Below are 24540 nucleotides of genomic sequence, written 5' to 3' on the forward strand. Positions count from 1 at the left end.
CTTACTCCATTTCCAGCTGGAGCATGCTTCCTTTTCCCATCGGCTCTGCAGGCGTCACGACCAAGCGACGCGGCATGCGAACGCGAATTTCCGGGACATGGCTGATCACGCCAATCGTAAAGTCGTCCATGCGCAGTCGCTCCAATGCGTCCATGACCACTTCCAGCAGCTCAGGATCGAGCGTCCCAAAGCCTTCGTCGAGGAAAAAGAACTCCAGACGACCACCACGCATCTGAATTTCCATTGACAGGGCGAGGGCAAGTGATAGAGAGGTCAGGAAGGTTTCTCCCCCGGATAGCGTGCTGACCGGCCGACGCATCCCACCAGCTCCTTCATCCCGCAAGACGAATTCCCCTTCGTCTCCAATTTCCAGTCCATAGCGATTGGCAGTCATCCGCTTGAGATGGTACGAAGCGTCTCTAGCAATTGAAACTAGCTTTTCTTCCGCAATAAATTGCACAAACGCTTTCGCCTCAAACAGCTTTTTCAGCTCTTCCAATCGACTTTGCTCATCCTGCTGTTCCTCTATCTGCTTGTTGACTTCCTGCCATTTCACATGGTTCTTCTCCATCCGATCAACATGCTCTTTGGCAATAGCCACTTGCTTTTGAGCATCCTGGAAAACTTGCTCCCATTGGTGCCACGCTTCTTTGGCAGCCACGTACTCCTCATCACTTAGCGTACGTCCTGCCACTGCCTGAACCAATCTGTCCTCCTCATAGCGCAACTGTCTTTGGATTCTCTCATAGGCTTCAACTTGTTCCTGTGCTGCTTGTAACTGCTCTCGCTCTGCATACAGCTGCTTCACCAGCTCAATGGTTGCAATCCCGCTCTCCTGCAAGCTGGTGAATAAAGTCTCGTGCGCCTCCTGCCTTTGCCGGGTCAGCACTGCCAGTGTCTCGGAATACTTCACCAGATTGCTTTGAACCGTTTCCCGAGCTTCTGCTGCTTCCTTGCGCTTCGCATCTGCTTGTGCAGCAGCTTGGCGTAGCCCAGTCAATTTTTGCTCGAGCTGATCCATTCGCTCCTGTGCAGGCTGACCTCCAGTCCGTTCCAGCCACTGCATGTGCTTTTGCTCCCACATGCGTTTTCTATCCTCCAGCTTCTCCTTGAGAGCAGCTTCTCGTGACTTGCCTTCAAAGCGATGAGTCTTCGCCGTTTCCACCTGAGTGGTTAGCGTGCTGCGCAATGCTTCCTTTTCCATGCGAAGACGCTGCAGCTCTGCCAGACGCAGGTCCAGTCGTCCAATTTCCGCGTATTTCTCTTCAATTTCCTCCGCGGGGACGTCTTTTCGTTTAGCATCGAGCTCGCTCGCTGCGCGCTTTTCCTGTTCCAAGGCCGCTCCCAGACGAGCTTTTCCTTCCTCTACCGTTTTGAAAGATTGCTCCTGCATGGTCACGCTTCGCTCCAGCAATCGCTTATGCTCTGCTTCTTCTTCGCGCAATACTTCGACCTGCTTTTGCAAACGTTCCCGCTCTTCTTTTGCCCGTTCGCGTTCTTCTTGCTTCACCGTCAGCTCTTTTTCCTCACGCTGATAGACTCCCAAAAGCTCTTCAAATGTAGCCACATCCCACGGCTTTCCATATCCGTGACACTCGGATTTGATCGCTTCCATGCGTCCTTCCAGCACGCTGCGCTCTTCTTTTAGAGCAGTGAGACGCTCATCAAAGGCAGTAAGCTCTCCTTTGGCCCCGAGCAACGCTTCTTTTGCAAGGCTCATTTGCTGTTCAGCAGTGCGCACCGTCTCTTCTGCTGTTTTGATTTGAGAGCGCAGCTCATCCCCACGAGAAGCTGCCAACGTACCTTCGTGGCTATCTGCTCGATGCTCATGGTGGGTCGAACCACACACCGGGCACTCCTTGCCATCCTCCAGTCGCTCGCGCAGGAAACGGGCCATGTTTTCTTGCTGCCACTGTTCCCAATTCTGCCGCAGCTGATCTCTGCTTGCGATCGCGGCTGCGACGGATGCTTCCACCTTATGAAAAGCATCGGACAACTCGCGATAACGAGAATCTGCCTGCTCCCGTTCCCCGGTAATCCGTTGCGATTTTTCTTGCCAGTCTGCTACCTGCTTCAAAACCTCTCGCCACTGCCGCCCCATTTGCTTCATCTCAGCCAGCACATTTCTCGCTTGCTCATAGTCCGCATCGCTCATTAGCGGCTGTTCTGTGAAAGCTGTCACCTGTTCTTTTAACTGATGGAGTCGATTCGCTCTGTCTTCCCAGCTTATTCGACGCTCTTTTGCTGCATTTTCTGCCTGCTCCAGCTGCTGTATCGCCATGGACAGCGCAGTCTCCAGCTCTACTGCCTTAGCCCGCTCACGCTCCCACTGCTGCTTGGCATCTCTGGCTGCATTGATTTGGGCACGCCACTGTGGGGTGACAGCAGCCTGCTGAAGCTGATTCTCGAGACTCTTCCATTCCTGCTCCCAGTCTCGCAGTGCTGCGTCATCGCGTACCAGCTGCTCCTCGATCCGAGCAAGCGTAATCGACACTTCGTTCCATTCCTGCTCCAAGCCTGTCCACTCTGTGCGAATTGCCTTAAGCTCCTCTTCCCATTCCTGCGCTTGCACCAGCTTTCCTTTGTGCAAAATCAAGTCTGGCTCTTGCTGCATCAGCTCAGAATGGGCGCGTTGGTACTCGACCTCTCTCGTCTCCAAAGCCAAATTGGCCTGTTCTTGCAGCTGACTGCTTTGTCCCAATGCCTGCTCGGTTGTAAGCCACTCGTTGTCCAAACGCTCATACTGCTGTACCAGCGGCCAGAGGCGGATACTGGTTTCCCAGCTTTGGATGCTCGTTTTCCACTGATTTATCTCCGCTTCTGTGGCAGTATGCTCCTGAAGCTGCTTTTGAACAGCAACTAGCTCCTGCTGCCACTGATGAAGCTGCTCCAGCTCCTTTTGCTTCCCGGTCAGCTCTTGCTTTTGCTGTGTAAATTCCTGCTCTTGGTGCGCAGCCTCTTCCCATGCTTGCCGCGCTTCCTCCAGTGCCTCAGGTCCTGCTTCACCTAATGCCGCCATCTCCAGCTGCAAGCGATGCATCTGCTCTTTGGTCTGGTCTAGCGCATAGCGAACACGCTCACTCAGCTTTTCACCGTAAATATGTAGCCGAAACATCCGCTGCAGCATCTCATTGCGCTCGCTACCCTTCAAGGTCAGGAAGCGTGAGAACTGACCCTGCGGCAAGACGACCGCACGGGTAAAATCCTGCAGGGTGAGACCGATCAATGCCTCAACCGCCGCTGTTGCAGCCGTTGCCTTTGACTCCAGAACGACATCCGGCTCTCCTGATAATTCACCAGACTGGATCAGCCTCACTTCCGGCTGTCTCTTATTTCCTTTTTTATCCAGTCCAAATTCCCGCTCCACCGTATATCGCTTGCGATCTGCCTCTTTTCCCAGTTCAAAGGTAAACGAAACGAACACGCGCTGCTCCAGCTGATTCAGCACTTCCTTTGGATGGTTTCCTCCACCCAAGCGAACGACCTGTCCATAGAGAGAAAGTGTAATGGCATCCAGGATCGTGGACTTCCCGCTGCCTGTAGGACCGAATATGCCAAACAGTCCTGCCTGGCACAGAATTTCGAAATCAACCTCTTGCATTTCCCGATAGCTGTGCATACCCGCCAGCTTCAAACGTATCGGTCTCACTCTACTTCCTCCTCTCCCCCGGTCTCAGCCAGCAGACGCTGAAACATCGCTACCAGCCGCTCATCCGGCTCGGCACCGCGTTTTCGTTCGTAAAAGCGGCGAAACAATTGATCCGAGGTCAGCTCTGTCAGCTCGACCCGCTGTTCCCCGTCCTCTTCCTGATTGTTTTCACGGACTACCACACGCTGAATCTTGAGAAAGTCGTCACTCAGCTTGCGAACACGCTGAAATTCTGCCGGGTCAATCACATCCGATACATGCAGCTCCAAATCAATCCATGAGCCTGCGTCCCTGCCTTCTGCAAGCCACTTTTCCACCTGCGCAATACCCTCTGTCGCTCTCCAGCGTGCTAGGGGTCTGCCACTCGTCAAATAAATGATTTCTTCCTGCACTTCCGCTCCCGGCTCTACTTCGACCAATACGACAGCCTTGCTCTGTCCGGCTTCGGAAAAGCTGTAGGAAAGCGGCGATCCACTATAGCGAACCAACGGCTTGTCACTCAGCTTTTGCAGGCGATGCAAATGCCCCAGCGCTACGTAATCAGCGTTTTTTGGAAAAGCCTGCGGAGAAACGGTCAAGGCTCCCCCAATTTGGATCGGACGCTCCGAATCTGTCTCCATCCCGCCCATGACGAACAGATGGCTGGTGACCAGATTGACGGTATCCTCACGAAAATGACCGGATAGCTCGTCAAACAGCTGCGTGATTCGTTCGGAGAAAGCCAGCTGCATCTGTTCTTGTGTAAAGCTCTCGCTAAGCAGCTCCTTCAAGCGTGATTCAGAAGGATAAGGGAGAGCTAAAACTACGGCATTATGCTTACAGCCCGGTACTGCCAGCTCTAGCCACGATGGTCCTCCTTGGACAATTCTAACCCGGTCAGGAGTCACTTCACCCGCGGACAGCAACGGCGCTTCCTTTGGCAAGCCCAAAAGAACAATGCCGTGCTTGGTCGCCAGTGGTGCTGCCGCTCTGACACGCTCTGGCTGGTCATGGTTTCCTGCAATAACGACGACGGCGCGTCGGCCCTCAGCGGACAGACGTTCCAGTGCCTCATAAAATAGCTCCTCCGCCCATGCTGGCGGATTGACTGAATCATAAACATCCCCGGCGATCAGCACCAAATCGACTTCTCGCTCATCGGCGATACGAGCTAGCTCGTCCACGAAGGCAGCCTGCTCTGCCCGCCGATCCTTGCCTTCCAGCTGGCGCCCGAAATGCCAGTCGGCTGTATGTAATATACGCAATGACTTTCATCCTTTCGCCACGATCATGTGTTTGCTTTTTATTGTAACAAAAGAAAGAGCTGTTCGTAGTTGAAATTTACTCCACTTTGTTGGTCGAACTGCAGTGGTGAAGAAAAAGCCTTCTTTATCAAGAATTCTATAGATAGACTTCGTTGCCTCTTTTACGTTGTGACCTACAAAAGAAACCAGTCAAGGCGCATTTTAAGTGCCAGGACTGGTTTTTCTCTGATATCGATATCTGTTAAGGATTTTTTTCGAATGCCAGCTTCATGCCAAACAACAGGAGAACAAGTCCCGAGATACCTTGGACAGCGCGCTGGGTAGACGGCTTTTTCATCCAAGCGCTCATGAGATCAATGATGTAGACGTAAAGTAAAAACCAGATCACGGTTAGAAATGTGTAGGTCATGCCCATCGTAAAAAACGGCAGGAAAGGATCGCTTCCCGCAGGCAAAAACTGCGGGAGAAAGGTAAGAAAAAAGACAGCTACCTTCGGGTTTAGGAGGTTGGTCAAAAATCCTTGGAGAAAAGCCGACTTATGACGGTATTTGCTTTCCTTTTCCACTTGGATGGCGCTTTCTTTTTTCTTGAAGACAGCATACAGCGTGGTGACGCCCAAATAGACTAAATAAATCGCTCCGACGTATTTAAATACGGAAAAAAGCATCACCGATTTTACAATAAGTGCAGATAGGCCGCATACTGCTGCCGTCGTATGAATGAGTAATCCAGCAGAAATGCCTGCCATAGTTTGCAAACCGCCTTTGCTGCCGTGTGTCACTGTATTTTTCGTGACCAAGCCAGTATCAGGCCCAGGCAAAATGATCAGCAAGATCGACATCACGACAAACAGTAAAAAATGCTCCATCTCCTCCACCCCTGTAAAACGAATTTGCTTCACTATAACACAGGGCAGGAGTGAGCTAAAGCAAAAATAATAAGCCGCTACCCTCCTGAAAAGGGCAACGGCTTTTCTACCTTCATGTGTTTGCATCGACTATTTCCTGAGCTTATTGTCCTCAGGTTTCTTGAGCGTTTGCAGACACATATAGCACATGATCCCGAACAAAATCGTAATAATCATCGAGTGCAAAAGTGTCGCGTACAGATGAAGCTTGAACAAAACGACAAATCCACCACTAAATACCTGCGCCATCACCAATACAAACGAGGCAATGCTTGCGCCATACAGATCACGACGTGTTTGTTTAAAATGACGGATGGCGTAAATCATGGTTCCCAGAAGCAGAATCGCCAGAATCAAAGCTCCCAGTCTGTGAACAACTTGAATGCCTACGTGACCGGAAAGCTCAGGTATCAGCTTGCCATCACACAATGGCCAGTCGCTACAAGCCATGCTTGAGCCTGTGTGGCGTACATAAGCTCCCAAATACACAACACCGTACGCATAAATAGTTACTCCCCACACCCATTTCCGGAAACCTGAGGAGACAGGACCTTGTACCATCAGCTCCATTTTGTCACGCTGCAAAACGAACAGGCTGAGCAAAAATACTCCTGTATAAGCAAGCAGCGAGAAGCCAAAGTGAAGTGCCAGTACGCTGGAGGATTGCGGCCAAATTACTGCAGAAGCGCCCAGAATGGATTCCAAGACAATGAAAAACAAACCGAACAGGGCGAGATTGCGTACTTCCTGATTGCCCCGATAGAAGCGCCAACAAAGCACCGAAAAGATCACAACGATAATGCCGGCAACCCCGGTAATCAAGCGGTGCATATATTCAATAATTGAAGCCAAGGTATACTCCGGGACCCATTTGCCGTTACAAAGCGGCCAGTCATTCCCACATCCAAGACCGGAATCCGTTTTGGTTACCAGCGACCCGGCGATCATGACGATAAACATGACAAGAGTAGCAAGAACGGCTAGAGGTTTCAGCCATTTTTCCATAGTGAATACACCCTGTTTCTTAAGAGGATTGAGACCATTGATTGCAGTGCGGCCTCTTGCTTACTGTCCTCTCTTACATTAATGAAACATCCCCTGATAGACAAGGGATGTTCCGTGAACATTTAGTGAGTGTTATGTGTCAATAATAATGCACCATGGTGCTAATTACTATCGCAGCACAGAAAACGGTCAAATACAAAATCGAATAGCCAAACAGCTTGCGTGCCCATGCGAGATCGTCCTTGGCATTAAAGCCCTGGAACAACAGTACCATGTACACAAGCCCCATCACTCCCATGACAATCAGGTATACATACCCTACGCTGCCATGAATAAAGAGCAGGATCGACGCCGGGAATAGCACGGATCCCCACAGCATCATTTGACGCTTGGTCTCGGCAAAGCCCTTTACTACCGGTAGCATTGGCAGATTGCCCGCACGGTATTCCTCGGTTTTCAGCATTGCCAGCGCCAGGAAATGCGGAGGCTGCCACAAGAACAAAACCAGGAAAAGCAGCCACGCAGCAGGGTCCATATTATTGGTAACCGCTACCCAGCCGATGACGGGAGGTGCCGCACCAGAAATACCACCAATGACTGTATTCAGCGTGGTTACACGCTTCAAAGGAGTATAGATCAGCACATAAAAAATGTGTCCAATCAATCCCCATACAGCAGCCAGCGGATTGGCAAATACTGCGAGGACAGCCAAGCCAGCCAGAAGCAAACCTATTCCGATCAGCAATGCGTTACGTGCTGAAATTCGCCCGGCAGGGAGTGCACGGTTTTTGGTTCGTTCCATTTTTTTATCGAGATCGCGATCATAGAAATTATTTAGGGCCGCACCTGACATAATCACCAGTGCCGTACCGAGCATCGTGAAAAACGCCAGTTTCCAATCTGGAAATCCAAAGGACGCCAACCACAAGGCAGCAAATGTTGTCATCAGGTTGGACAGTGTAATACCAGGCTTCGTCAGTTGTACATAGTCACGCCAAGTTGCCGGTTCTACAGATTGTGCCTGCAAGGAAGTATCGCCATTGAGCGATTCCTGCATAGTCACTTGCTGGTCCACGTTGTGTACCTCCTGTCATGATCGATCTGAGCATGCACGTAATTCAGTAAAGCAATTTTATCTGCCAAAAATAACATCAATGACACCAGCAGTTTCGCCACCCGGATAAATCAGGTACAACAAGGTATATACCGTTGCGCCTGTAATCGCCGTAATAAACCAGATGATCGACGTCCAAGGGCCTATTTTTCTATGCTTGGCATAATTCTTTTTGTAAGCGTGTCTGATTGTGATCAACCCCATCACACCACCAACTGTTGCCAGAGTGATGTGAAAGATCAAGAATGTTTGATAGATCGGCTTCAGACTATCAGGACCGCCAAAATGGGTGTTCCCTACAAAGGCCGTTCTAGAAACATACGTGATGAAGAAGATCGTCGCACAGATTGCAGCCCACTTCATAATCTTCATATGTCTTTCAATTTGTCTCTTCGCAATCGCATACCAGCCAAAAGCAACAAGAATGCCACTGATGACGATAAACGAAGTGCTTATCGTAGGCAACAAAATGGCCATTTCCTACACCTCATTCATGTAATCTCTCTATGTTTCTTATGCTCTGCCCTCATCCGTAGCCGGTGTCTTCATTAATAGAGCTGCAGCAGACGGTTGCATATCCATTGGCAAGTCGTCCTGCTTCTCCTGTTTGTACCACTTATAGAAGACATAAGCCAGCACACAGCCGTATACGAGTTCCTGTATCAGCTTCATAATAATCCCGCCTAAACGCTGGTCACTGAATGTGTCGAGGCTCGGGAATATTTGCGGCACAGACATATACGTGGCATACAAAGGATCTTCCGCAAAAATAATCAGCGCACAGGCTGGTGTAATCAGTACCCCGTTTGCAAAAATGTAAGCCAGCTTTTTCAAGCCTGCCAGCTGCACTTTCTGCTCGGATAGCGGACTGACAATCGGCCACCACATAGCAAACGCAGCAAGTAAAAGAATCACGTGATAGACAGTCATCCATTGATGATTGAGCGCTGCTGCATCAAAAATGAATGGAATATGGTAGAAGGAAAACAAGGTATTGAACAAAAGTGCAGCAACTAACGGATGTGTTACCACATTCAAAATGACCTTTAACGGTTTCGGTCGGAAAATGGTTAACAAGAGCCACTCTGGCAACGCCAGAAGCACAAGGGGAGGCAATGCAAAATATAAGATCGACTGTTGAAGCATGTGCAAACTAAACAGGTAATGATGTCCATAATAGCTAATGGGGCTTCCCTGTGCGAAGTAAAACAAGACTAATGCAAAAACAAACAGTAATTTTTGCTTATTCGTGGCCCCGGTTGCATTGGCAAATCGCTTATGCCACGGGCCTGTCACCAGAAAATACAGACTGGCTATAATCAGCGTAAAAAGCATCACATCAGGACTCCACAAATCCGAAAATGATGCCGTCCCTATTCCGGATGACAAATCGTGTTGATGTTGACTTCCCATGAATATCCTCCCTTCCTACTAAAAAGGGTGCCCTCTTTACATTCTCCATTATACCGTTGTTTCCAGTATTCTTAGAGGATAAAAATGAACAAAGTGTTGACAAATACGGAGGGTGGGAAATCGGAGGTTGACGGGCTATTGGGGAGGAGAGGAAACTGGAGAAAACGCTCTCCCTGCATAATCAGTTTCGAAGCTAATAAGATTTGCATTCGAACTGAGTACAGTAAAATTACGCGAGAACTGCTGTGACTGCCCACCGTTATTATCCTCTACTCAGATCTTGAGAATATGATCTCCTCTAGAAAATCCAGAGAGCGGGATCTCTTTTGTAAGCTTTGATTTGCCCCTGTTGCGTCAACTGTATAAAGAGTATTTGTAATTCCGTTATCTCGCCGAATGTTTTAGATGTACCTCCGGATGCTGCTTCTACATTTCCTCAGCCCTTTCTCTTTTAATTCTCTTTCTCACTCTCTAATTTCAGCAGCTCCACACTCCTTTGTTTCGGAAAAAAGAAAAGGTCGAAGAGCCATAATAATGGCATCTTCGACCGATATTACCGTTCGATTCTATCTAATTTTTCAGTTAACCAAATTATACCTAGTGACATCACTATCGTCAAACTCGAATCATAAGATTGATGCTAGTCTAAACATTGGACATGGAAAACCGAGAGTGCGACAATAAAAGCATTCATACTCGAGGTGTCCAACATGACGAAAAAATACGACAAGGAATTTCAAGCTTCAAACCATCCGACTCATTGAAGCAGAAGGAAAATCGATAGCCCAGGTATCCCGGGAAATGGGGTTGCATCAGAATACGATTTACCGATGGATGACCGAGTACAAACAAGATGGCCATCATGCTTTTCCCGGCAGACTTCGCAAAAGACCGGCGCTAATTTATCCATTCATTCACGATCACCGCTTCAAGCTCCGTGTCGCGAAGATGTGCAGTGTTTTTCATGTATCCAGAAGCGGTTACTATGAATGGACAAGGCGAATGGAAAGCAACTGCAGTAAGCAGCGAAAGCAATTAGAATAGCAAATTCGCCGTGTCTTTCTCGATTCCAGACGGCTCTATGGCAGCCCCAAAGTATGGCATGTGTTAAAGCAACAAGGCGTTGAAGCATCTCAAAAAACCGTTGCTCGCATGATGAAGGAGCTTGGTTTGAAATCTCGGACAGTCAAAAAGTTCAAAGCAACGACAAACTCGAAACACAACCTGCCCGTAGCCGATAATGTGCTAAATCAACAATTTACTGCTAAGAAGCCAAATCAAGTCTGGATGGCGGATATCACGTATATTGACAGATGAAGGATGGCTCTATCTGTCCAGTCTGGAAGACCTGTGCACTCGCAAGATCGTGGCTTTTCACATGGACGAGCGAATGACAAAATCACTTGTTTTGAAGGCGTTGGATCAAGCTTATCGCCTTCAGCGACCCAGGAGAAGTATCTTACACCATTCCGATCCACGGCGTAATTCTCTCGGTTTAATGTGTATAATCTATTGACAGAGATCCAGTAGTAATAGAACCCTGAGAATGCAAAAGCAACATACAAGAGCTCGTAATTGCTCTTTTGAATAAAAACAGATATCGTTTGCATAAGTCCAAGGAGACCAAGAATGACGCTCCATTTCTGTTTCGATTCATTCACTTTGAATTCACTCGTATCGATATTCATAGACTCTTTTCTCGGATTAGAAAGCCCTCGTTATCCAATCCCCAATAATCATGCCCTCTTCTGTCTTCCATAATCTGAGGTTCTTGAATACCGACACGCAAAATCGTACCGAAACTTGCCGATTGCAGTGAAGGTAATTGACTAATTCTCAAATCTACTGATTCTGATCCTTTACCCGCTCGTCTTCTTTTCATGGTGGAACACTCCTTTAATGGATTTTTAATCTAAAACAAAAAAGACGAATCCCTTTTCTCCATTGCAGAGAAAAGAAATTCGTCGGTATTTCCGCCGAGGTTTTTTTAGCTCGTTCAATTTCCACTCTATTATAGTACATTACCAACTTAGCTCGCAAGGAAATCTCTCATTCAAAAATTGTGATTCGAAAGTAGGATAAAGATTAAACCTTCATTACTACTCTCAGTTTATTTGATAATACTCTCTTCTACGTTACCATGTACGTTACTATAAAAATGAATATGCTTGTCGGTCCCAAGATAAGAGATCGTGAACAATGTTATCTTCTCATCCTTCCAACCGATAAATAGTTCAACTCCTGCTTTACCACTTAAAATACCTTCTTCATCTATCTCATGATCAGCACTTGAGGGCTTATAGTTGGCATCCCCAAGTAATCGATATTTCCAATGTTCGTCATTCCCATTCTCTAGATCGCCATTATCGTTAACTACTATATAGTTACTGCCATAAAGCTCTTTCATTTCATTCATTGTTAGTCCAATCTTCACTTCATTTTTTATTTTTTCAACTGTATTCGTCACTTCATTTATATTTGTTGATTGAGTTTCTTGTAAACGAAAGGGACTTCCAATAATGTCTGTTGCAAATAATATCACTAATACTACTACCAGCAATCCGAAAATGATTAGGTAACCATTTTTATTTCTCATATTATTCCTCCCTTACTTGATAGTGTAAACAACGACACTCCCATGTTCAAATCATGGGAGTGTATTTTTATTACTGATTGGAAGAAGCGTTCATAACCTCAGATTTCTCTTCCTGTGTCAACTTCGTGTTCATAATTTCTTCAATGTCATTGTCACTTAAATTAAATTGTTCTTTGAAATTGTCCATCGTTCTTTCCGATTCTTCGACTGAATAAAACCAATCATAGAATGAATCTGATCCGACATGAGAAATTACGAGAAAATCAAAGAAATCGTCTTCATTGGGATGTGTATGCTCATCTTCCTGTTCATCTTCCACTTGTCCTTGTAAGTCCAAAGCACTTAACGAGTTTGGTCTATTTTCTGGCCAGAATACCCAAGGGGAAAAAGTTTCTCGATCTCCCGGTTTTTCCTTACCTTCTGCATTTACATCAAAGTGTAAATGATATCCAGTCGCTCCACTGGTTCCGGACATAGCAATGGTTGTTCCTTGTTTTACTTTTTCGTTTGTTGTATAGTAAAGCTCCTTGGGTTCCAAGTGAAGGTATCTCGTAATTAGTTTATTATCGGTATCTGGGTCTCTATCGTTATGTTCAATGGTAATAGCGTATGTAACTCCATCACTGAAATGCCCACTTTGAACAACTTTACCTGCTGCCACTGCGTACACATCTTTCTTCTTAACTCCAATGTCTATTCCCTTATGCCAACGCGTTTTAACTTTCCCATAATCTTCTGTAATCCACGTACTTGTGGTCGGCCACACCCATCTCATTTTTTGATATGGATCATCTGAGCCCATTATCTTTATCTCTCCATCTGATCCATTGCTGATGCTAGAAGCCAATACACCAGGAGCGAAGATAGAACCGACTAAAAATACTGTACCCATCAAAAGATTCAATTTCTTCAAAACAAGTTTCCCCCAGTACTGAAGTTTTATAATTAGCTAACAAATAGCGAATTATCTGTTTTTTCTACAAAAGGATAAAATTAACATTTACTTACACAATATTACTGTTTGTTTATTTCCATTTCAACCCATTTTTTCATTTTATATGTTTTCTGAGCGTTTTGTCAGAGAGTTCACTTTTATCCTCAAATCTAGTACTTGAACTTTCTTGTAAACCATTGACTTTCCTTACTTTCCTTACTTTTCTCCTTACCATTCAATTTGTAAGGATATAAGTAAGGAGATGAAGATAAATGGATGATATCATCATTAAAACGGCTCCTCTCACTTCTAAAGGTCAGATCACGATTCCTCAGAAAGTAAGAGAACTTCTTGAAGTGAGTACCCGGTCTTATCTTTTATCTCTCAGTTGCAAAAGTATAATATTCAGGGCTCAATTATTTGGCAAAATTCAAGTGATTTTGCATCTCCACTCCCGTTCCCTCTAATTTAGCTACAAACATCGAATACTGCATATCCTGTTCCTATTATTGAGACTTTCCAAGATTTCTTACAGGCACGCTCTATGGTAGAGCATGCTGGAAATGTTCCTTTTCATTAATATGATTTAGATAAACTATTGGATCATCTTTTTGTGACAGAGAAGGCACTAAACACCCTGAAACAGAAACTACAACCTGAGACCAATGCAATTTTTGAAACGTTTTTCGGACAAAAAAAAGTGACCAATAATTTGGTCACTTCCAGGCTGTCGTTAAAGTCGACAGCCTGCCCAGATGTTCATGAGGACTTTTTCCTTTTCATGCTCCGTTTTTTACACCCCGAAAGAAACGAACTTGGTTTCCAAGTACTCATCCATACCGAAGTGGCCACCTTCACGGCCGATTCCGCTTTCTTTGAAGCCTCCGAATGGTGCTTGGGTCTGGGTTGGGGAGCCGTCGTTGATGCCGACGATGCCGTATTCCAGTTCTTCAGCCATGCGGAAGCAGCGTTGGTTGTCTCTTGTGTATACATAAGCAGCCAGGCCGTAACGTGTGTTGTTGGCTTGCTTCACTACCTCTGCTTCATCAGTAAAGCGTACCATTGGCACGACTGGCCCAAAGGTTTCTTCAACCGAAATCTTCATTTCTTCCGTTACACCTGTGATAAGAGTTGGCTCGCAAAAGAATCCGTTTGCGTATTCGCCTTCTGTCAAGCGATTTCCGCCAAAGACAACCTGACCGCCTTTACCTTTTGCATCCTCAATATGCTCCAGCACCTTGCTTAAGGCACGCTCGTTTACCAATGGACCGATTTCGGTTTCCTTTTGGCGACCGTCGCCTACCTTTGCCCGCTTCAGGCGCTCTACCAATTTCTCTGTGAAGGCATCTGCCACTTCCTCGTGAACGTAGAGGCGGTTGGTACAAATGCACATTTGACCGGAGTTGCGGAATTTGCTTTCAAACAGACCTTTTACAGCAGCGTCCAGATCAGCGTCTGCGAACACGATAAATGGCGCATGACCGCCGAGCTCCATGCTGACGCGTTTTACTTGCTTTGCCGCCCCCTCCATCAGAAGCTTGCCTACGCGAGTGGACCCTGTAAAGCCAATTTTGCTGAGCTTTGGATTATCAATAAACTCCTTGCCGATCGACTCTGGCTTGCCGACAACGAGGTTGACTACTCCTTTCGGGAAACCAGCCTGCTCGATCAGCTCAAACAGACGAACTGCAGTCAGTGGTGTGCTCTCTGCTGGCTTTAGAACGACGGTGCAGCCTGCTGCCAAAGCCGGGGCAATTTTGCGCGCAACCATGTTCACAGGGAAGTTCCATGGCGTAATCGCTCCGACTACACCCACTGGCTGACGCAGGACCATGATTCGCTTGTTTGGCACTGAGGATGGAATGGTTTCGCCATATACGCGCTTTGCTTCCTCCGCGTACCAGACAAAGTTGTCTGCTGCCCCAAGCACTTCACCCTTAGCTTCACCAAGCGGTTTTCCCATTTCAGCAGAAATGAGTCCTGCCAGCTCATCACGATTTTTTTTCACGAGCTCGGACAGATTATATAAGTATTTGGAGCGCTCACGAGCAGTCAGGCGCGACCAGCTGCCAAACGCCTCATGTGCAGCATCAATTGCTTTTTTCGCATCACGGCCATCACCGAAGGAGACCTCCCCGACCGTTTCGCCCGTTGCCGGGTTTACGATTCGAGTCGTTTCACCGCTTTCTGCAGCAACCCACTCTCCATTGATATACATTTGTTTGTACTCTCCCATGACACTCGCTCCTCTCATTCTCTTTAATAGATTGGTTTTAGAGCCTCAAACGGATTTTTGCAGTGTCGGCAATACAAAATGCTGCGACAGGCTGCAGGACCAAACAAGTTTTCAAGCTGTGTGTAAGGGGAATCGCAGTAAGGACAGGACACATCCCAGGAGTCACCCGGCTTAAAATCGAGAGGTGGCGGCGCGATCCCAAAGCTTTTCAATTTGTCCCGCGCATCCAGGGCAATGCGGTCCGAGGTCCAAGCCGGATCGTATACGAAGCGAACCTGTACATCTGAAATGCCTTCCACTTCGATCAGCTTTTCCGAGATGTTCTTTTTCATGATGTCGAGTGCCGGACAGCCGACAAAAGTGGGGAGTACCTCAACCTCCACGACGCCCGACTCCACTCGCACCTTGTGGATCATGCCCATTTCTACCATGCTGATCACCGGAATCTCCGGATCTTTTACATCCTGCAGCATTTCCCAGCAAATCGCTTCCTGCGATTCCTGCTGCGTGGTTTTATCGTTCGTCATAGAGAATCACCCCTTTACCATTTCGCTACTGGGTCCAAACGGTATACTTCGGACAAGGTTGCCAATGCCTGCTCGAGATCAGCAGTATGCTCACCCAAACGTCCACGCTCTGCCGGCACGCCAGGCTCTCCCGGCCAGCTAAGTCCCGCTTTTTGGAAAATGTCCTTGGTGTTTGCCAGCCATCTTTGTTTCAGCAATTCTTCGCCTGTTATCAGACCAAAGCGAACGATACTTTCTGCATTTTGACCGAGGCTGCTGAGCTCTCCCGCATCTTCCCATACCTTGGAAATGGCATTTTCCAGTTTTTGGCGGGCGTCTTTCGTACTATTCGCCAGCTGTTTTAACCATACCTGCCAGTGCATCAGGTGATAACGGTGCTCTGTCAGCATTTTGCGACTAATCAGAGCAAGCGGCGCGTAGGAGGATTGGAGCAGTGATTCCAGTCTTACTTGCTTATACAAGCCGTATACGTAGCTACGGACAATGGCATATGCCCAATCATAGTGCGGATTGTCATTGTACTCGCCTGCCCCGTTTTTACGCTCTACCAGAATCGCGTTGCGGAATGCCCCCGCTACGCGTAGCTGTGCGAGATCATCCGCTTTGCCCAGCCCCAGATCCTCCAGCATCTGATAGTGCATCACAGCGTGCCCCATCATGTCCTGTGACATGGATGAAAAAGCCACATCTTCTTCAATATGCGGAGCGAGGCCGAGCCATTCCGATCCTCGATACGCGAGAATAAAATCATCGTCAGCAATCTGGAACAACAGATCAGCCAAGGCCTGCGCGTATTCCTGGTTTTGTTTTGCTTGTTCTACGCTTTCTACACGTTCGTTTTCGCCCATGATCTTATCCCGCCTCCTTAGCTGCCGTTTCCTGCATGCTTTTGTTGTTCTTCGTATTTTTCCTTATGATGGCGCCATCTGGCTTGCAGATCGCCGTAGCCTTTTGTCTCCCGATAGCTTTTGTTATCCAGTCGCTCCAGGAAAGGACGCTCTTCTGGCGGCAAACCGTGGATGTTATCCCGCTTCACCACCCACAGGTTAAAACAAGGCTCCCGGCGAAGGAAATTCTCTCGTGCCATGGTCAGGGCTACCTCATCATTCGGTGCCAGCAGGCTGAATTGGTGGACAAATGAAGCGCTTACGCTTTTCTGACTGAACACTTCATAGATGAAAAAGGTCTCATTTGCTTTTGCTTCCATATTCATTTCACCTACCCTACTTGACGGCCGAACGACATGATGGCGTCCCGCACCCATTTGGTTTCTTCATAAGACATTTCTCTCAGATTGAGTCGATGCGCAGAACGAGGTCCGTTGCCTTTTACAATCTGCTTGAAAGCTTCCCAATCCGGTTGCTGGTACACCCATTTATCCTCAGCTTCATCAAAATGGATCGTATCGTCTGGAACCGTGAAACCGAGGTGGAAGATGCGTGGCAGGTACTTATTCAAGAACACCTGACGCAGCTCTTCATTCGTCTGGCTTCGAATCTTGTAACGCATGTTCGAGGCTTGGTTACTCGTGATGTTGCCGTTCTCAGGCGGACCGAAAAACATGAGCAGGGATGGCCACCAGCGAGTGATTGCTTCTTGGAGCATTTGACGCTGCTCGGCTGTTCCTTCTGCCAGCTCCAATACGATGCTCTCCCCGTGCTGGGCGTGGAATTTCTCTTCCGCACAAATCCGATGCAAAGCCCGAGCATATGGCGCGTACGATGTATCAAGCGACATGGATTGCGTGATGATAGCCGCTCCATCCACCAACCATCCGATGACTCCTGCGTCCGCCCAGGTCGGTGCCTCCATATGAAATACGTTGTGGAATTTAAGCCGACCCGTGAACAAATCCTGCATCAAATCTTCCCGCGTCTTACCCAAAGGAGCAATGAGGTCCTCTGCTACGCGCAGCAAAAGCTGACCGTGCCCCATTTCATCCTGAACCTTTGCCATGATCGCCAGCTTGCGGCGTAGAGTCGGCGCTTTTGGCACCCATTCCTTTTCTGGCAGTGCACCCATGATTTCGCTCATCCCGTGCATCGAAATGAGTTTGATTAACTGATTGCGGTAATCGTCTGGCATCCAGTCGTCCGCTTCTATTTTTTCACCGCGGTCGATTCGAGCTAAAAACGCTTCCATTTTTTCATTTTCTGTCATATCGAAACGCTCGATCTGTGTTTGCATGGAGCAAGCCCTCCTTGTAACCGAATTCATTACGCGTAATTTATACTACGTTTTTATAACGCAATAATAACATATCGTCATACATTATCGCAATAGGCATCATTTTCAAAACATTCATTCTGACCGATCAGTTAATACTGCCGCTTTTCTCAGCTGCTCAGACATATGACGTAGCTGCTGCATTACTGCGTCCAATTCTTGTATGCGGGTTGATTGCTGGAGGCTGTGTGCGGTCGTTTTCTCCATTTCACTCGATACGAGTCCTACCAAGTCGTTCATTTCATCCAAAATGCGAAAGATACTTTTAGCTGACGTCGAGGTGGTCTGCGACAGCTGCCGGATCTCTTCTGCCACAACAGAAAAGCCTCGACCTGCTGAGCCTGCGCGCGCCGCCTCCAGAACCGCATTTAATCCAAGCACGTTGGACCTTGTGGAAATATCGCGAATAAGCTGACTGATTTGCGAGGTCTCGGCAATTTTCAATTTCATCTGCGTCGCCGCTTCTGAGAGCGTGTAGCTCGCTCCAGCCAAATCGTCCGCCTCTTTTGCCAGGCTCTCCGTGTGCATCGCAATATTCTCAAAGGCCTCGTTCAGTTCACCGGCAAGCAGGCGCAAGCGCTCCTCCTGATCGGTAGTGACACCGGTTGCCAAACAGCCTACTACCTGCCCATGCTCGATGATGGGGAAGCCCACAGCTATGTAAGGAATACCAAACACCTCTTTGGCGATCTTTTTGACCACCCGCCGCTTCTCGGCAATCGCCATGGCGTTGATACTGCCCTCACGCAGCCTGTCTCCTACTTTGATCCCCAGGTTCAAGCCCTTCGTCGGATAATAAGCCAGAAACTTTTCCCTATCCGTGACGCCAACCATACAATCAAGTAGAAATGCTTTTTGCAAAATGGGAGCAACCATCAGTAAGCTATTTAGCATTTGAGACATGTACGTTCCCTCCTAACGTTCTGACGAAAACGGCTATTCCCCCCGCCCCATTGCGGAAAGAACAGCCATTTCGTCGTAGCATGCGTTTTTTCGTTATTTCAGGATCTGGAATTTGCCGTCCTTCACTTCAACCATGATCATGCTGTCTTCTGTCAAGCCGTTGTGGTCTTCCGCCGAGAACTTGAACTCCCCTGTTACCCCTACATAATTTACTTTTTCCAATACCTCGCCAAGCTTGGAAGCATCTCCTCCAGCCTGCTTCAAACCTTCTACCAATATGTTCAAGCCGTCGTAGCCATAGCCAGCAAAACCGTCCGGCTCAGATTTATAGGCAGCCTGGTAGCCATCTACGAACTTTTTGATAATGGCAGACTGTGGGTCGTTTGCGTCTACTTGATCAGGAACGAGCAGCTTACCTGCTACCATCAAAACGCCGTTACCTGCGTCGCCTACCAGCTCCAGGAACTTGCTGTTAGCAGAACCGTGGCTTGAGATAATCGGAATGGACAGGTTTAATTGCTTTGCTTCTTTTACAATCGTTGCAGGTCCCGGATTAGTTCCAGCTACGATCAGCGCTTGTGCATCGGTTCCCTTGATTTTGGTTAATTGGGAGCTCATCGATGGATCTTTTGTGCCGTACTTTTCCTCGGCTACGATCGTGATGCCGTATTCAGGCGCATACTTTTGCAATTGCTGTGTCCAGCCACTGCCATATGGATTGCTGTCATTGAGCGTTGCGATTTTGGTGATTCCTTTTTCTTTTAAATAGGAAAAGATGCGCTTGGTTCCATGTGCATCTGTATGTGGTGTCTTGTAAATACCAGCACGAACCGGATTGGTGATTTGGTCAGCAGCGGCCATGGAAATGAGAGGTAGCTTTTCTGCTGAGGCAAATTCCGCCATACCGAGGGATGGACCACTACCGGATGAACCTAGTACCGCTACTACCTTTTCTTTGGATACGAGCTTTTTGATTGCTTTTACGGCTTCTGTGTTGTCCGATTTGTCATCCTCAAAAATCACCTCGATCGGATGACCATCTACACCGCCAGCGCCGTTGAGCTCTTTGACCAACAATTCTACCGCTTGTTTTTCCGGAACGCCGAGTGGGCTATTCGGACCCGTCATGGAAAAGATCGCTCCCACGCGGATTGGATCTTTGCTTGCGCTCTCGGTCTGTGCTGCTTGTCCTCCAGCTGCTGGCGCCGCCTCAGAAGCAGGCTTCACGCCCCCGCCACATGCACTCAACAGAACGAAAGAAGCGAGTGCAAACGGGAATAACCATTTTGTTTTGTGGTTCTTTTTCATCGTAGGGCCCCCTTGATATCTCGTTGCTTTTTTATTTGTCAAACTGCTTCATGGGCATGACCCAAATAAGCAGATTGCACACGAGGATCGTTCATTATTTCTTCGGAAGTGCCTTCCAGCATCACTGTACCCGTGCTCAGGACGTAGGCACGATCAGATATGGCGAGTGCTGCCCGAGCATTTTGCTCGACTAAAAGGACCGTAGTGCCCCATTCAGCACGAATTTCCTGTACAATTGTCAAGATTTCCTTGGCGATCAATGGCGCCAGCCCTAGAGAGGGTTCATCCAGAAGCAACAACTGCGGACGTGATAGCAACGCTCTGCCAATCGCCAGCATTTGCTGCTGTCCACCGGAGAGTGTTCCACCCATCTGCCACTTGCGCTCCGCTAGAATCGGAAAGCGCTGATAGACAGTCTCCATTTCTTTGGCGATTTCCTTTTTGCTCGTCTTCGGCATGCGATGGGAAGCACCTAGCCACAGATTGTCCTCTACGGTCATCGTAGAAAAGATTTGCCTCCGCTCGGGTACGTGAGCCATGCCTCGGCTGACAACCAGCTCCGCAGGCACTTTCGTAATTTCCTCTCCTCGGAACCGGACCTTGCCCTCTTTGGAGCTGTGCAGACCACAAATACAGTTGAGCAGCGTCGTCTTGCCTGCACCATTGGACCCGAGCAAAGAGACGATTTCCCCTTCCTTTACGTTCAGATTGATTCCATGAAGCACCTCTACGGGACCGTAGCGTGCAACGATGTTTTCTGCCTGTAAAATCACATTCGCCACTTTTGTCACCCCACTCTTCTACGCTTCCTCAGTTCCGAGATACGCCGCAATCACTCTCGGATTCTCCTGGATTTCGCGCGGTGTTCCTTCCGCGATCTTTTCCCCTTGGTCCAAAACAACGATGCGATCAGCGATAGACATAATCATGTCCATGTCATGCTCAACCAACAGAATCGCTGTCCCGTTTTCCCTGATTTTCTGGAACATGCTGCTCATATCAGCCGTTTCCGTATGATTCAAGCCTGCTGCCGGCTCGTCCAAAAGCAGCAGCCTGGGCTCAGCTACCATCGCCCGCGCGATTTCCATCAAACGCAGCTTTCCGTATGGCAGACTGCCTGCAAGCGAGGTTCTCAGCTGCGATAGACCAACCTGCGCCAGCCATTCCTTTGCCCGCTCCTCCATCAGCCGCTCTTCCTTGCGCGCACTTCCCAGATTCATCCCGCAAGAGAAAAGGCTTGCACTCGACTTCGTATGCATGCCGACCATGACGTTTTCTAGGACAGTCATATCGTCAAAGGTCTGGAGATTTTGAAAGGTTCGCGTAATACCGAGCCCCGCATAGTCATAGCCAGCAACCTTGGTCAAAGGCTGCTTGCTGAATCGAATCTCGCCCTCCGAGGGTGGGATAACACCCGATACCATGTTGAGCACCGTGCTTTTCCCGGCACCATTCGGACCAATCAGCGCCAAAATCTCGCCTTCGTTCACCGAAAAATCAACCTTGTCGACAGCTCGCACACCGCCAAAGTCACGTGAAAGGGCTTGTACCTCCAACAGAGTCGTCATGTTGTCGCCTTCCTTTCCACGGTTTGTGTCTCGACTGTGCTCGCCTTGCGCTTCTTCGCCTGCGCCTTTTCGTAAGCAGTCCGAATGCGCGGTACCAATCCCTCTGGCATGAACATAACGATCAAGACCAGAATTCCGCCAAAGACAATCGTGTCGATGTCGCCTTGCAGGCCAGGAATGACTTCGCTCATGAGCACGAGTCCCTCACTGATCGAGCCGATCAACAGCGTGCCGACCAGTGCCCCCCAGATGCTCGTCATCCCGCCAATCACGACCATCGTCAAAAATTTGATTGACTCGTGCAAACCGAATGGCTGTGGGTCAAGAATCCCGATGTAATGCGCATACAAGCCGCCAGAGATACCCGCAAACATCCCGCTCACGACAAATGCGTTCAGCTTGAATTTACGAACATTAATCCCCATCGAGGTTGCCGCGATTTCACTTTTATGGATCGCACGGAAAGCGCGGCCGACGCGGGAATTTAATAGATTCAGGGAAAAGAGCAGTACACAGGTGACTACACCCCAAATGAGGTAGTACATCGAAAGCTCGCTATCTCCGAAGAACGTAATTTTCGGGATACTGATCATTCCGCTTGCTCCGCCTGTTACCGAATCCCACTCCGAGATTCCAATCTGTACGATATATCCAAAAGCAAGGGTCGCCATCGCCAGGTAGTAGCCCTGCAAGCCAGCAATCGCTCTACCGAGGATAAAGGCAAAGAGTGCGGGTACGATTGCTGATGCAATCAAGCCTACTCCTACCGGAAGACCGTATTTGGTAGTCAATACCGCTGACGTATAGGCACCGATTCCCCAAAAAGCAGCTTGTCCCAAGGAGATTTGTCCCGCTAGCCCCATCACAAGGCACAGCCCGATCGCTACAATCGCTTGAAGACCGATGATGATTCCAACCGAGCGATAATACTCATCTGGCATCACGAAAGGAAAGACAATCATCAGGATGAGATAAACGAAGATGCTTTTGCCCCATTTGTCGATAACGTGTTTCATCATAGCCCTCCTTTCCCTACGCTTCGTTCTCCAAAGATGCCCGATGGCTTAATCAAGAGCACGCCAATCAACACTAGAAACGCAATCGCGTCTTTCATGCCGGAGCTGATGTAGCCAGCCCCAAGTGATTCAACAATGCCGAGTAAAAATGCTGCGACTGCTGCTCCGAGCGGGTTGCCCAGCCCACCAAGAATGGCAGCGGAAAAACCTTTGATTCCAAGCAGCACACCAATGTCGTAGGAGGTTACACTCAGCGGTGCGATGACAATCCCTGCTATCGCTCCAGTAGCTCCGCTAATCCCGAATGCCAGCATGCTCATCTTTGCCGGACTAATCCCCATCAAGCGAGCAGCCATCGGATTGATCGAACAAGCGTTAATTTTCTTACCCAAAATGGTTTTGTCCATCAAGTACCAGAGCAAAAGCAAAATAATGAGGACGGCTGCCAGGATCCATACACTCTGCACTGCAATCGTCACTCCTGCAACAGTGATTGGTTCGTTGCTTGTAATCGGGGCAAGAGCAAATGCATCCTTTCCCCAAATCAAGCTTGCTAACCCACGAATTAAAGTTGAAATCCCTATTGTTAGAATTATCAGACTAATAGGACTGGCCTTTTTCACATAAGCGATTACATACTTTTGCATCAGCACGCCGATTAGTGTAACGAGCAGGATGGCCAGTAGTGCAGCTAATGCATATGGCACCTCTAGCCCGATCATGGCGACTGTAACCATACCGCCCAGCATTAAAAATTCGCCCTGTGCCAAATTAATTACTTTGCTGACGTTGTAAATAGTGATGAAGCCAACCGCGACGATGGCGTAAATCCCGCCACTAACCAGACCGTTTGCAACATATTGAAGCAACTCCGTCATGTTGTTTTGAACCCCCTTGGTAACGCGTCTCTTTCTTTTCCAAGTAAAACGCTTACATTTAAATTTTTGGAAAATACTCTCACAAAAAAGGCCCTAGGCTTTCTAGGGCGCCTCTTGTCTTGGTCGCCACCTAATGTGGTGCTCCCTCGTACACCGTTTCGAAGAATCGAACAGCCCCTGGATTCAGCATCTGATAGTAGTTTTGGAACAGCTCGTCCGCTTCTTTCCCTAACCAAAGCTCTGGCAATAACTCCAGTGGCAAATCTGGATCAATAAATAAGAATTTGCGATATTGGTGAACCAGCTTGGTCTTCTCTACAAAGCAGTGGCTGTCAGCAACTTCTTCGCGTAGGCTGAGCTTCTCACCCAGCGCCTCGTACTCGGCACGATAAGCGTCGATGAACTCTCGGTACTTCGCATTGATCTCCTCGATGTTCCAGCACTTTTGCACCAGCTGCTTCGGATCGCTCCACCCAAGGTGATCCGCAGAAAAGATTTCGACATACTCGGTGATTTCATGCGCCTCTGTCAGCTCCTTGATCCGATCAGCCAAATTGTTCGGGCTGATCCAGGTGCTGGTCGTCAACATACCGAAGCCCATCCATCCCAGCTCCTTGCGCAATTGATCTCTCAGCGCACGGCGCTCTTCAGGAATGTTGTAGCTCGCAATGCACCATTTTCCATCCCACAGATCTGACTCTACCTTGTAGATACGAGCCGCTGCCTCCTCCAAACGTTTTTTACCGCGCTCGGAAACGGAGTAATAGCTGCGATTCCCTATTTTTCTTGATTCCAGCCAGCCTTGGCGGAGCATCCGTGAGATTGCGGCACGAACCGCAGGCTCAGACAGACCAAACTCCCCCATCAGGCGGGTCAAACTACCAATCCAGATTTCATTGCCATAGTGGCGAACGTAGTCACCGTAAATGGTGAACAGCATGGATTGTGGCTTCACGTTTCTTCAACCCCCAGATCGATTCTTACCTCTATGCTGTGAAATTGTACCATAACTTTTG

Annotated in this window: 24 protein-coding genes and 1 pseudogene; 3 read left to right on the plus strand and 22 right to left on the minus strand. The window is 48.3% G+C overall.

What is annotated here, in order from left to right:
* Nucleotide 1: 1 nt before the first annotated feature.
* The 7 genes from ADS79_RS28620 to ADS79_RS28650 all read right to left on the minus strand — a co-directional run bounded on the left by ADS79_RS28620 (nucleotide 2) and on the right by ADS79_RS28650 (nucleotide 9332).
* On the minus strand, nucleotides 2-3649 hold the full coding sequence (locus ADS79_RS28620) for an AAA family ATPase (protein WP_049741854.1): 3648 nt from the start codon (nucleotides 3647-3649) through the stop codon (nucleotides 2-4).
* Complete coding sequence (locus ADS79_RS28625) at nucleotides 3646-4893, minus strand: exonuclease SbcCD subunit D (RefSeq protein WP_049741855.1); 1248 nt, start codon at nucleotides 4891-4893, stop codon at nucleotides 3646-3648. Before ADS79_RS28625 ends, ADS79_RS28620 begins: the two co-directional genes overlap by 4 nt.
* A 241-nt stretch (nucleotides 4894-5134) precedes the next feature.
* Entirely contained in the window at nucleotides 5135-5761 is a 627-nt protein-coding gene (locus ADS79_RS28630) for a LysE family translocator (RefSeq protein WP_049741856.1), read from the minus strand.
* Between the two features lie 129 nt (nucleotides 5762-5890).
* Nucleotides 5891-6805 carry a COX15/CtaA family protein gene (locus ADS79_RS28635; protein WP_049741857.1) on the minus strand — a complete coding sequence of 305 codons (915 nt, stop codon included), beginning with the start codon at nucleotides 6803-6805 and terminating at the stop codon, nucleotides 5891-5893.
* Nucleotides 6806-6944: 139 nt separating this feature from the next.
* Nucleotides 6945-7880, minus strand: a complete 936-nt coding sequence (gene cyoE / locus ADS79_RS28640; protein ID WP_049741858.1) for a heme o synthase — start codon at nucleotides 7878-7880, stop codon at nucleotides 6945-6947.
* A 57-nt stretch (nucleotides 7881-7937) separates the two neighbouring features.
* Nucleotides 7938-8396 (minus strand): DUF420 domain-containing protein, encoded by a 459-nt coding sequence (locus ADS79_RS28645; RefSeq protein WP_049741859.1) that lies wholly within the window; start codon nucleotides 8394-8396, stop codon nucleotides 7938-7940.
* Nucleotides 8397-8432: 36 nt separating this feature from the next.
* Complete coding sequence (locus ADS79_RS28650; protein WP_049741860.1) at nucleotides 8433-9332, minus strand: cytochrome c oxidase assembly protein; 900 nt, start codon at nucleotides 9330-9332, stop codon at nucleotides 8433-8435.
* A gap of 738 nt (nucleotides 9333-10070) precedes the next feature.
* On the opposite strand from ADS79_RS28650, the pseudogene ADS79_RS34710 reads away from it, so the two are divergent.
* From ADS79_RS34710 to ADS79_RS36815, 3 genes and pseudogenes are all read left to right on the plus strand, one after another.
* Nucleotides 10071-10376: pseudogene (locus tag ADS79_RS34710) on the plus strand (helix-turn-helix domain-containing protein); the annotation flags it as partial.
* Between the two features lie 3 nt (nucleotides 10377-10379).
* Complete coding sequence (locus ADS79_RS36810; protein ID WP_084766108.1) at nucleotides 10380-10649, plus strand: IS3 family transposase; 270 nt, start codon at nucleotides 10380-10382, stop codon at nucleotides 10647-10649.
* On the plus strand, nucleotides 10639-10848 hold the full coding sequence (locus tag ADS79_RS36815; RefSeq protein ID WP_409362414.1) for a DDE-type integrase/transposase/recombinase: 210 nt from the start codon (nucleotides 10639-10641) through the stop codon (nucleotides 10846-10848). Before ADS79_RS36810 ends, ADS79_RS36815 begins: the two co-directional genes overlap by 11 nt.
* Before the next feature lie 168 nt (nucleotides 10849-11016).
* On the opposite strand, the gene ADS79_RS28660 is transcribed toward ADS79_RS36815, so the two are convergent.
* The 15 genes from ADS79_RS28660 to paaX form a co-directional block, all read right to left on the minus strand.
* The gene (locus tag ADS79_RS28660; protein WP_049741861.1) at nucleotides 11017-11214 is read right to left on the minus strand and encodes a hypothetical protein; all 198 of its coding nucleotides are present in this window, start codon (nucleotides 11212-11214) and stop codon (nucleotides 11017-11019) included.
* 228 nt (nucleotides 11215-11442) lie between these two features.
* Nucleotides 11443-11928, minus strand: coding sequence for a hypothetical protein (locus ADS79_RS28665; RefSeq protein WP_049741862.1), 486 nt, complete (start codon nucleotides 11926-11928; stop codon nucleotides 11443-11445).
* Nucleotides 11929-11998: 70 nt separating this feature from the next.
* Entirely contained in the window at nucleotides 11999-12841 is an 843-nt protein-coding gene (locus ADS79_RS28670; protein ID WP_049741863.1) for a M23 family metallopeptidase, read from the minus strand.
* Nucleotides 12842-13655: 814 nt separating this feature from the next.
* Complete coding sequence (locus ADS79_RS28680; RefSeq protein WP_049741865.1) at nucleotides 13656-15098, minus strand: NAD-dependent succinate-semialdehyde dehydrogenase; 1443 nt, start codon at nucleotides 15096-15098, stop codon at nucleotides 13656-13658.
* 23 nt (nucleotides 15099-15121) lie between these two features.
* A complete protein-coding gene (gene paaD / locus ADS79_RS28685) occupies nucleotides 15122-15625 on the minus strand; it encodes a 1,2-phenylacetyl-CoA epoxidase subunit PaaD (protein WP_049741866.1) in 504 nt (167 codons plus the stop codon).
* A gap of 14 nt (nucleotides 15626-15639) precedes the next feature.
* Nucleotides 15640-16473 carry a 1,2-phenylacetyl-CoA epoxidase subunit PaaC gene (paaC, locus tag ADS79_RS28690; protein WP_049741867.1) on the minus strand — a complete coding sequence of 278 codons (834 nt, stop codon included), beginning with the start codon at nucleotides 16471-16473 and terminating at the stop codon, nucleotides 15640-15642.
* 17 nt (nucleotides 16474-16490) lie between these two features.
* On the minus strand, nucleotides 16491-16832 hold the full coding sequence (gene paaB, locus ADS79_RS28695; protein ID WP_409362413.1) for a 1,2-phenylacetyl-CoA epoxidase subunit PaaB: 342 nt from the start codon (nucleotides 16830-16832) through the stop codon (nucleotides 16491-16493).
* A gap of 11 nt (nucleotides 16833-16843) precedes the next feature.
* The gene (paaA, locus tag ADS79_RS28700; RefSeq protein ID WP_049741869.1) at nucleotides 16844-17812 is read right to left on the minus strand and encodes a 1,2-phenylacetyl-CoA epoxidase subunit PaaA; all 969 of its coding nucleotides are present in this window, start codon (nucleotides 17810-17812) and stop codon (nucleotides 16844-16846) included.
* A gap of 114 nt (nucleotides 17813-17926) precedes the next feature.
* Complete coding sequence (locus ADS79_RS28705; RefSeq protein ID WP_049741870.1) at nucleotides 17927-18754, minus strand: methyl-accepting chemotaxis protein; 828 nt, start codon at nucleotides 18752-18754, stop codon at nucleotides 17927-17929.
* 93 nt (nucleotides 18755-18847) lie between these two features.
* Nucleotides 18848-20062 carry an ABC transporter substrate-binding protein gene (locus ADS79_RS28710; RefSeq protein WP_049741871.1) on the minus strand — a complete coding sequence of 405 codons (1215 nt, stop codon included), beginning with the start codon at nucleotides 20060-20062 and terminating at the stop codon, nucleotides 18848-18850.
* Between the two features lie 38 nt (nucleotides 20063-20100).
* Nucleotides 20101-20844 carry an ABC transporter ATP-binding protein gene (locus ADS79_RS28715; protein ID WP_049742170.1) on the minus strand — a complete coding sequence of 248 codons (744 nt, stop codon included), beginning with the start codon at nucleotides 20842-20844 and terminating at the stop codon, nucleotides 20101-20103.
* 18 nt (nucleotides 20845-20862) lie between these two features.
* Nucleotides 20863-21630 carry an ABC transporter ATP-binding protein gene (locus ADS79_RS28720; protein ID WP_049741872.1) on the minus strand — a complete coding sequence of 256 codons (768 nt, stop codon included), beginning with the start codon at nucleotides 21628-21630 and terminating at the stop codon, nucleotides 20863-20865.
* Complete coding sequence (locus tag ADS79_RS28725) at nucleotides 21627-22646, minus strand: branched-chain amino acid ABC transporter permease (RefSeq protein WP_049741873.1); 1020 nt, start codon at nucleotides 22644-22646, stop codon at nucleotides 21627-21629. Before ADS79_RS28725 ends, ADS79_RS28720 begins: the two co-directional genes overlap by 4 nt.
* Complete coding sequence (locus tag ADS79_RS28730) at nucleotides 22646-23524, minus strand: branched-chain amino acid ABC transporter permease (protein ID WP_049741874.1); 879 nt, start codon at nucleotides 23522-23524, stop codon at nucleotides 22646-22648. Before ADS79_RS28730 ends, ADS79_RS28725 begins: the two co-directional genes overlap by 1 nt.
* 130 nt (nucleotides 23525-23654) lie before the next feature.
* Nucleotides 23655-24479: a phenylacetic acid degradation operon negative regulatory protein PaaX gene (gene paaX, locus ADS79_RS28735; protein WP_049741875.1), complete on the minus strand. Its 825-nt coding sequence runs from the start codon at nucleotides 24477-24479 to the stop codon at nucleotides 23655-23657.
* Nucleotides 24480-24540: the final 61 nt, after the last annotated feature.

It is taken from the genome of Brevibacillus reuszeri (assembly GCF_001187725.1).
GTDB classification, from domain to species: Bacteria; Bacillota; Bacilli; order Brevibacillales; family Brevibacillaceae; genus Brevibacillus; species Brevibacillus reuszeri.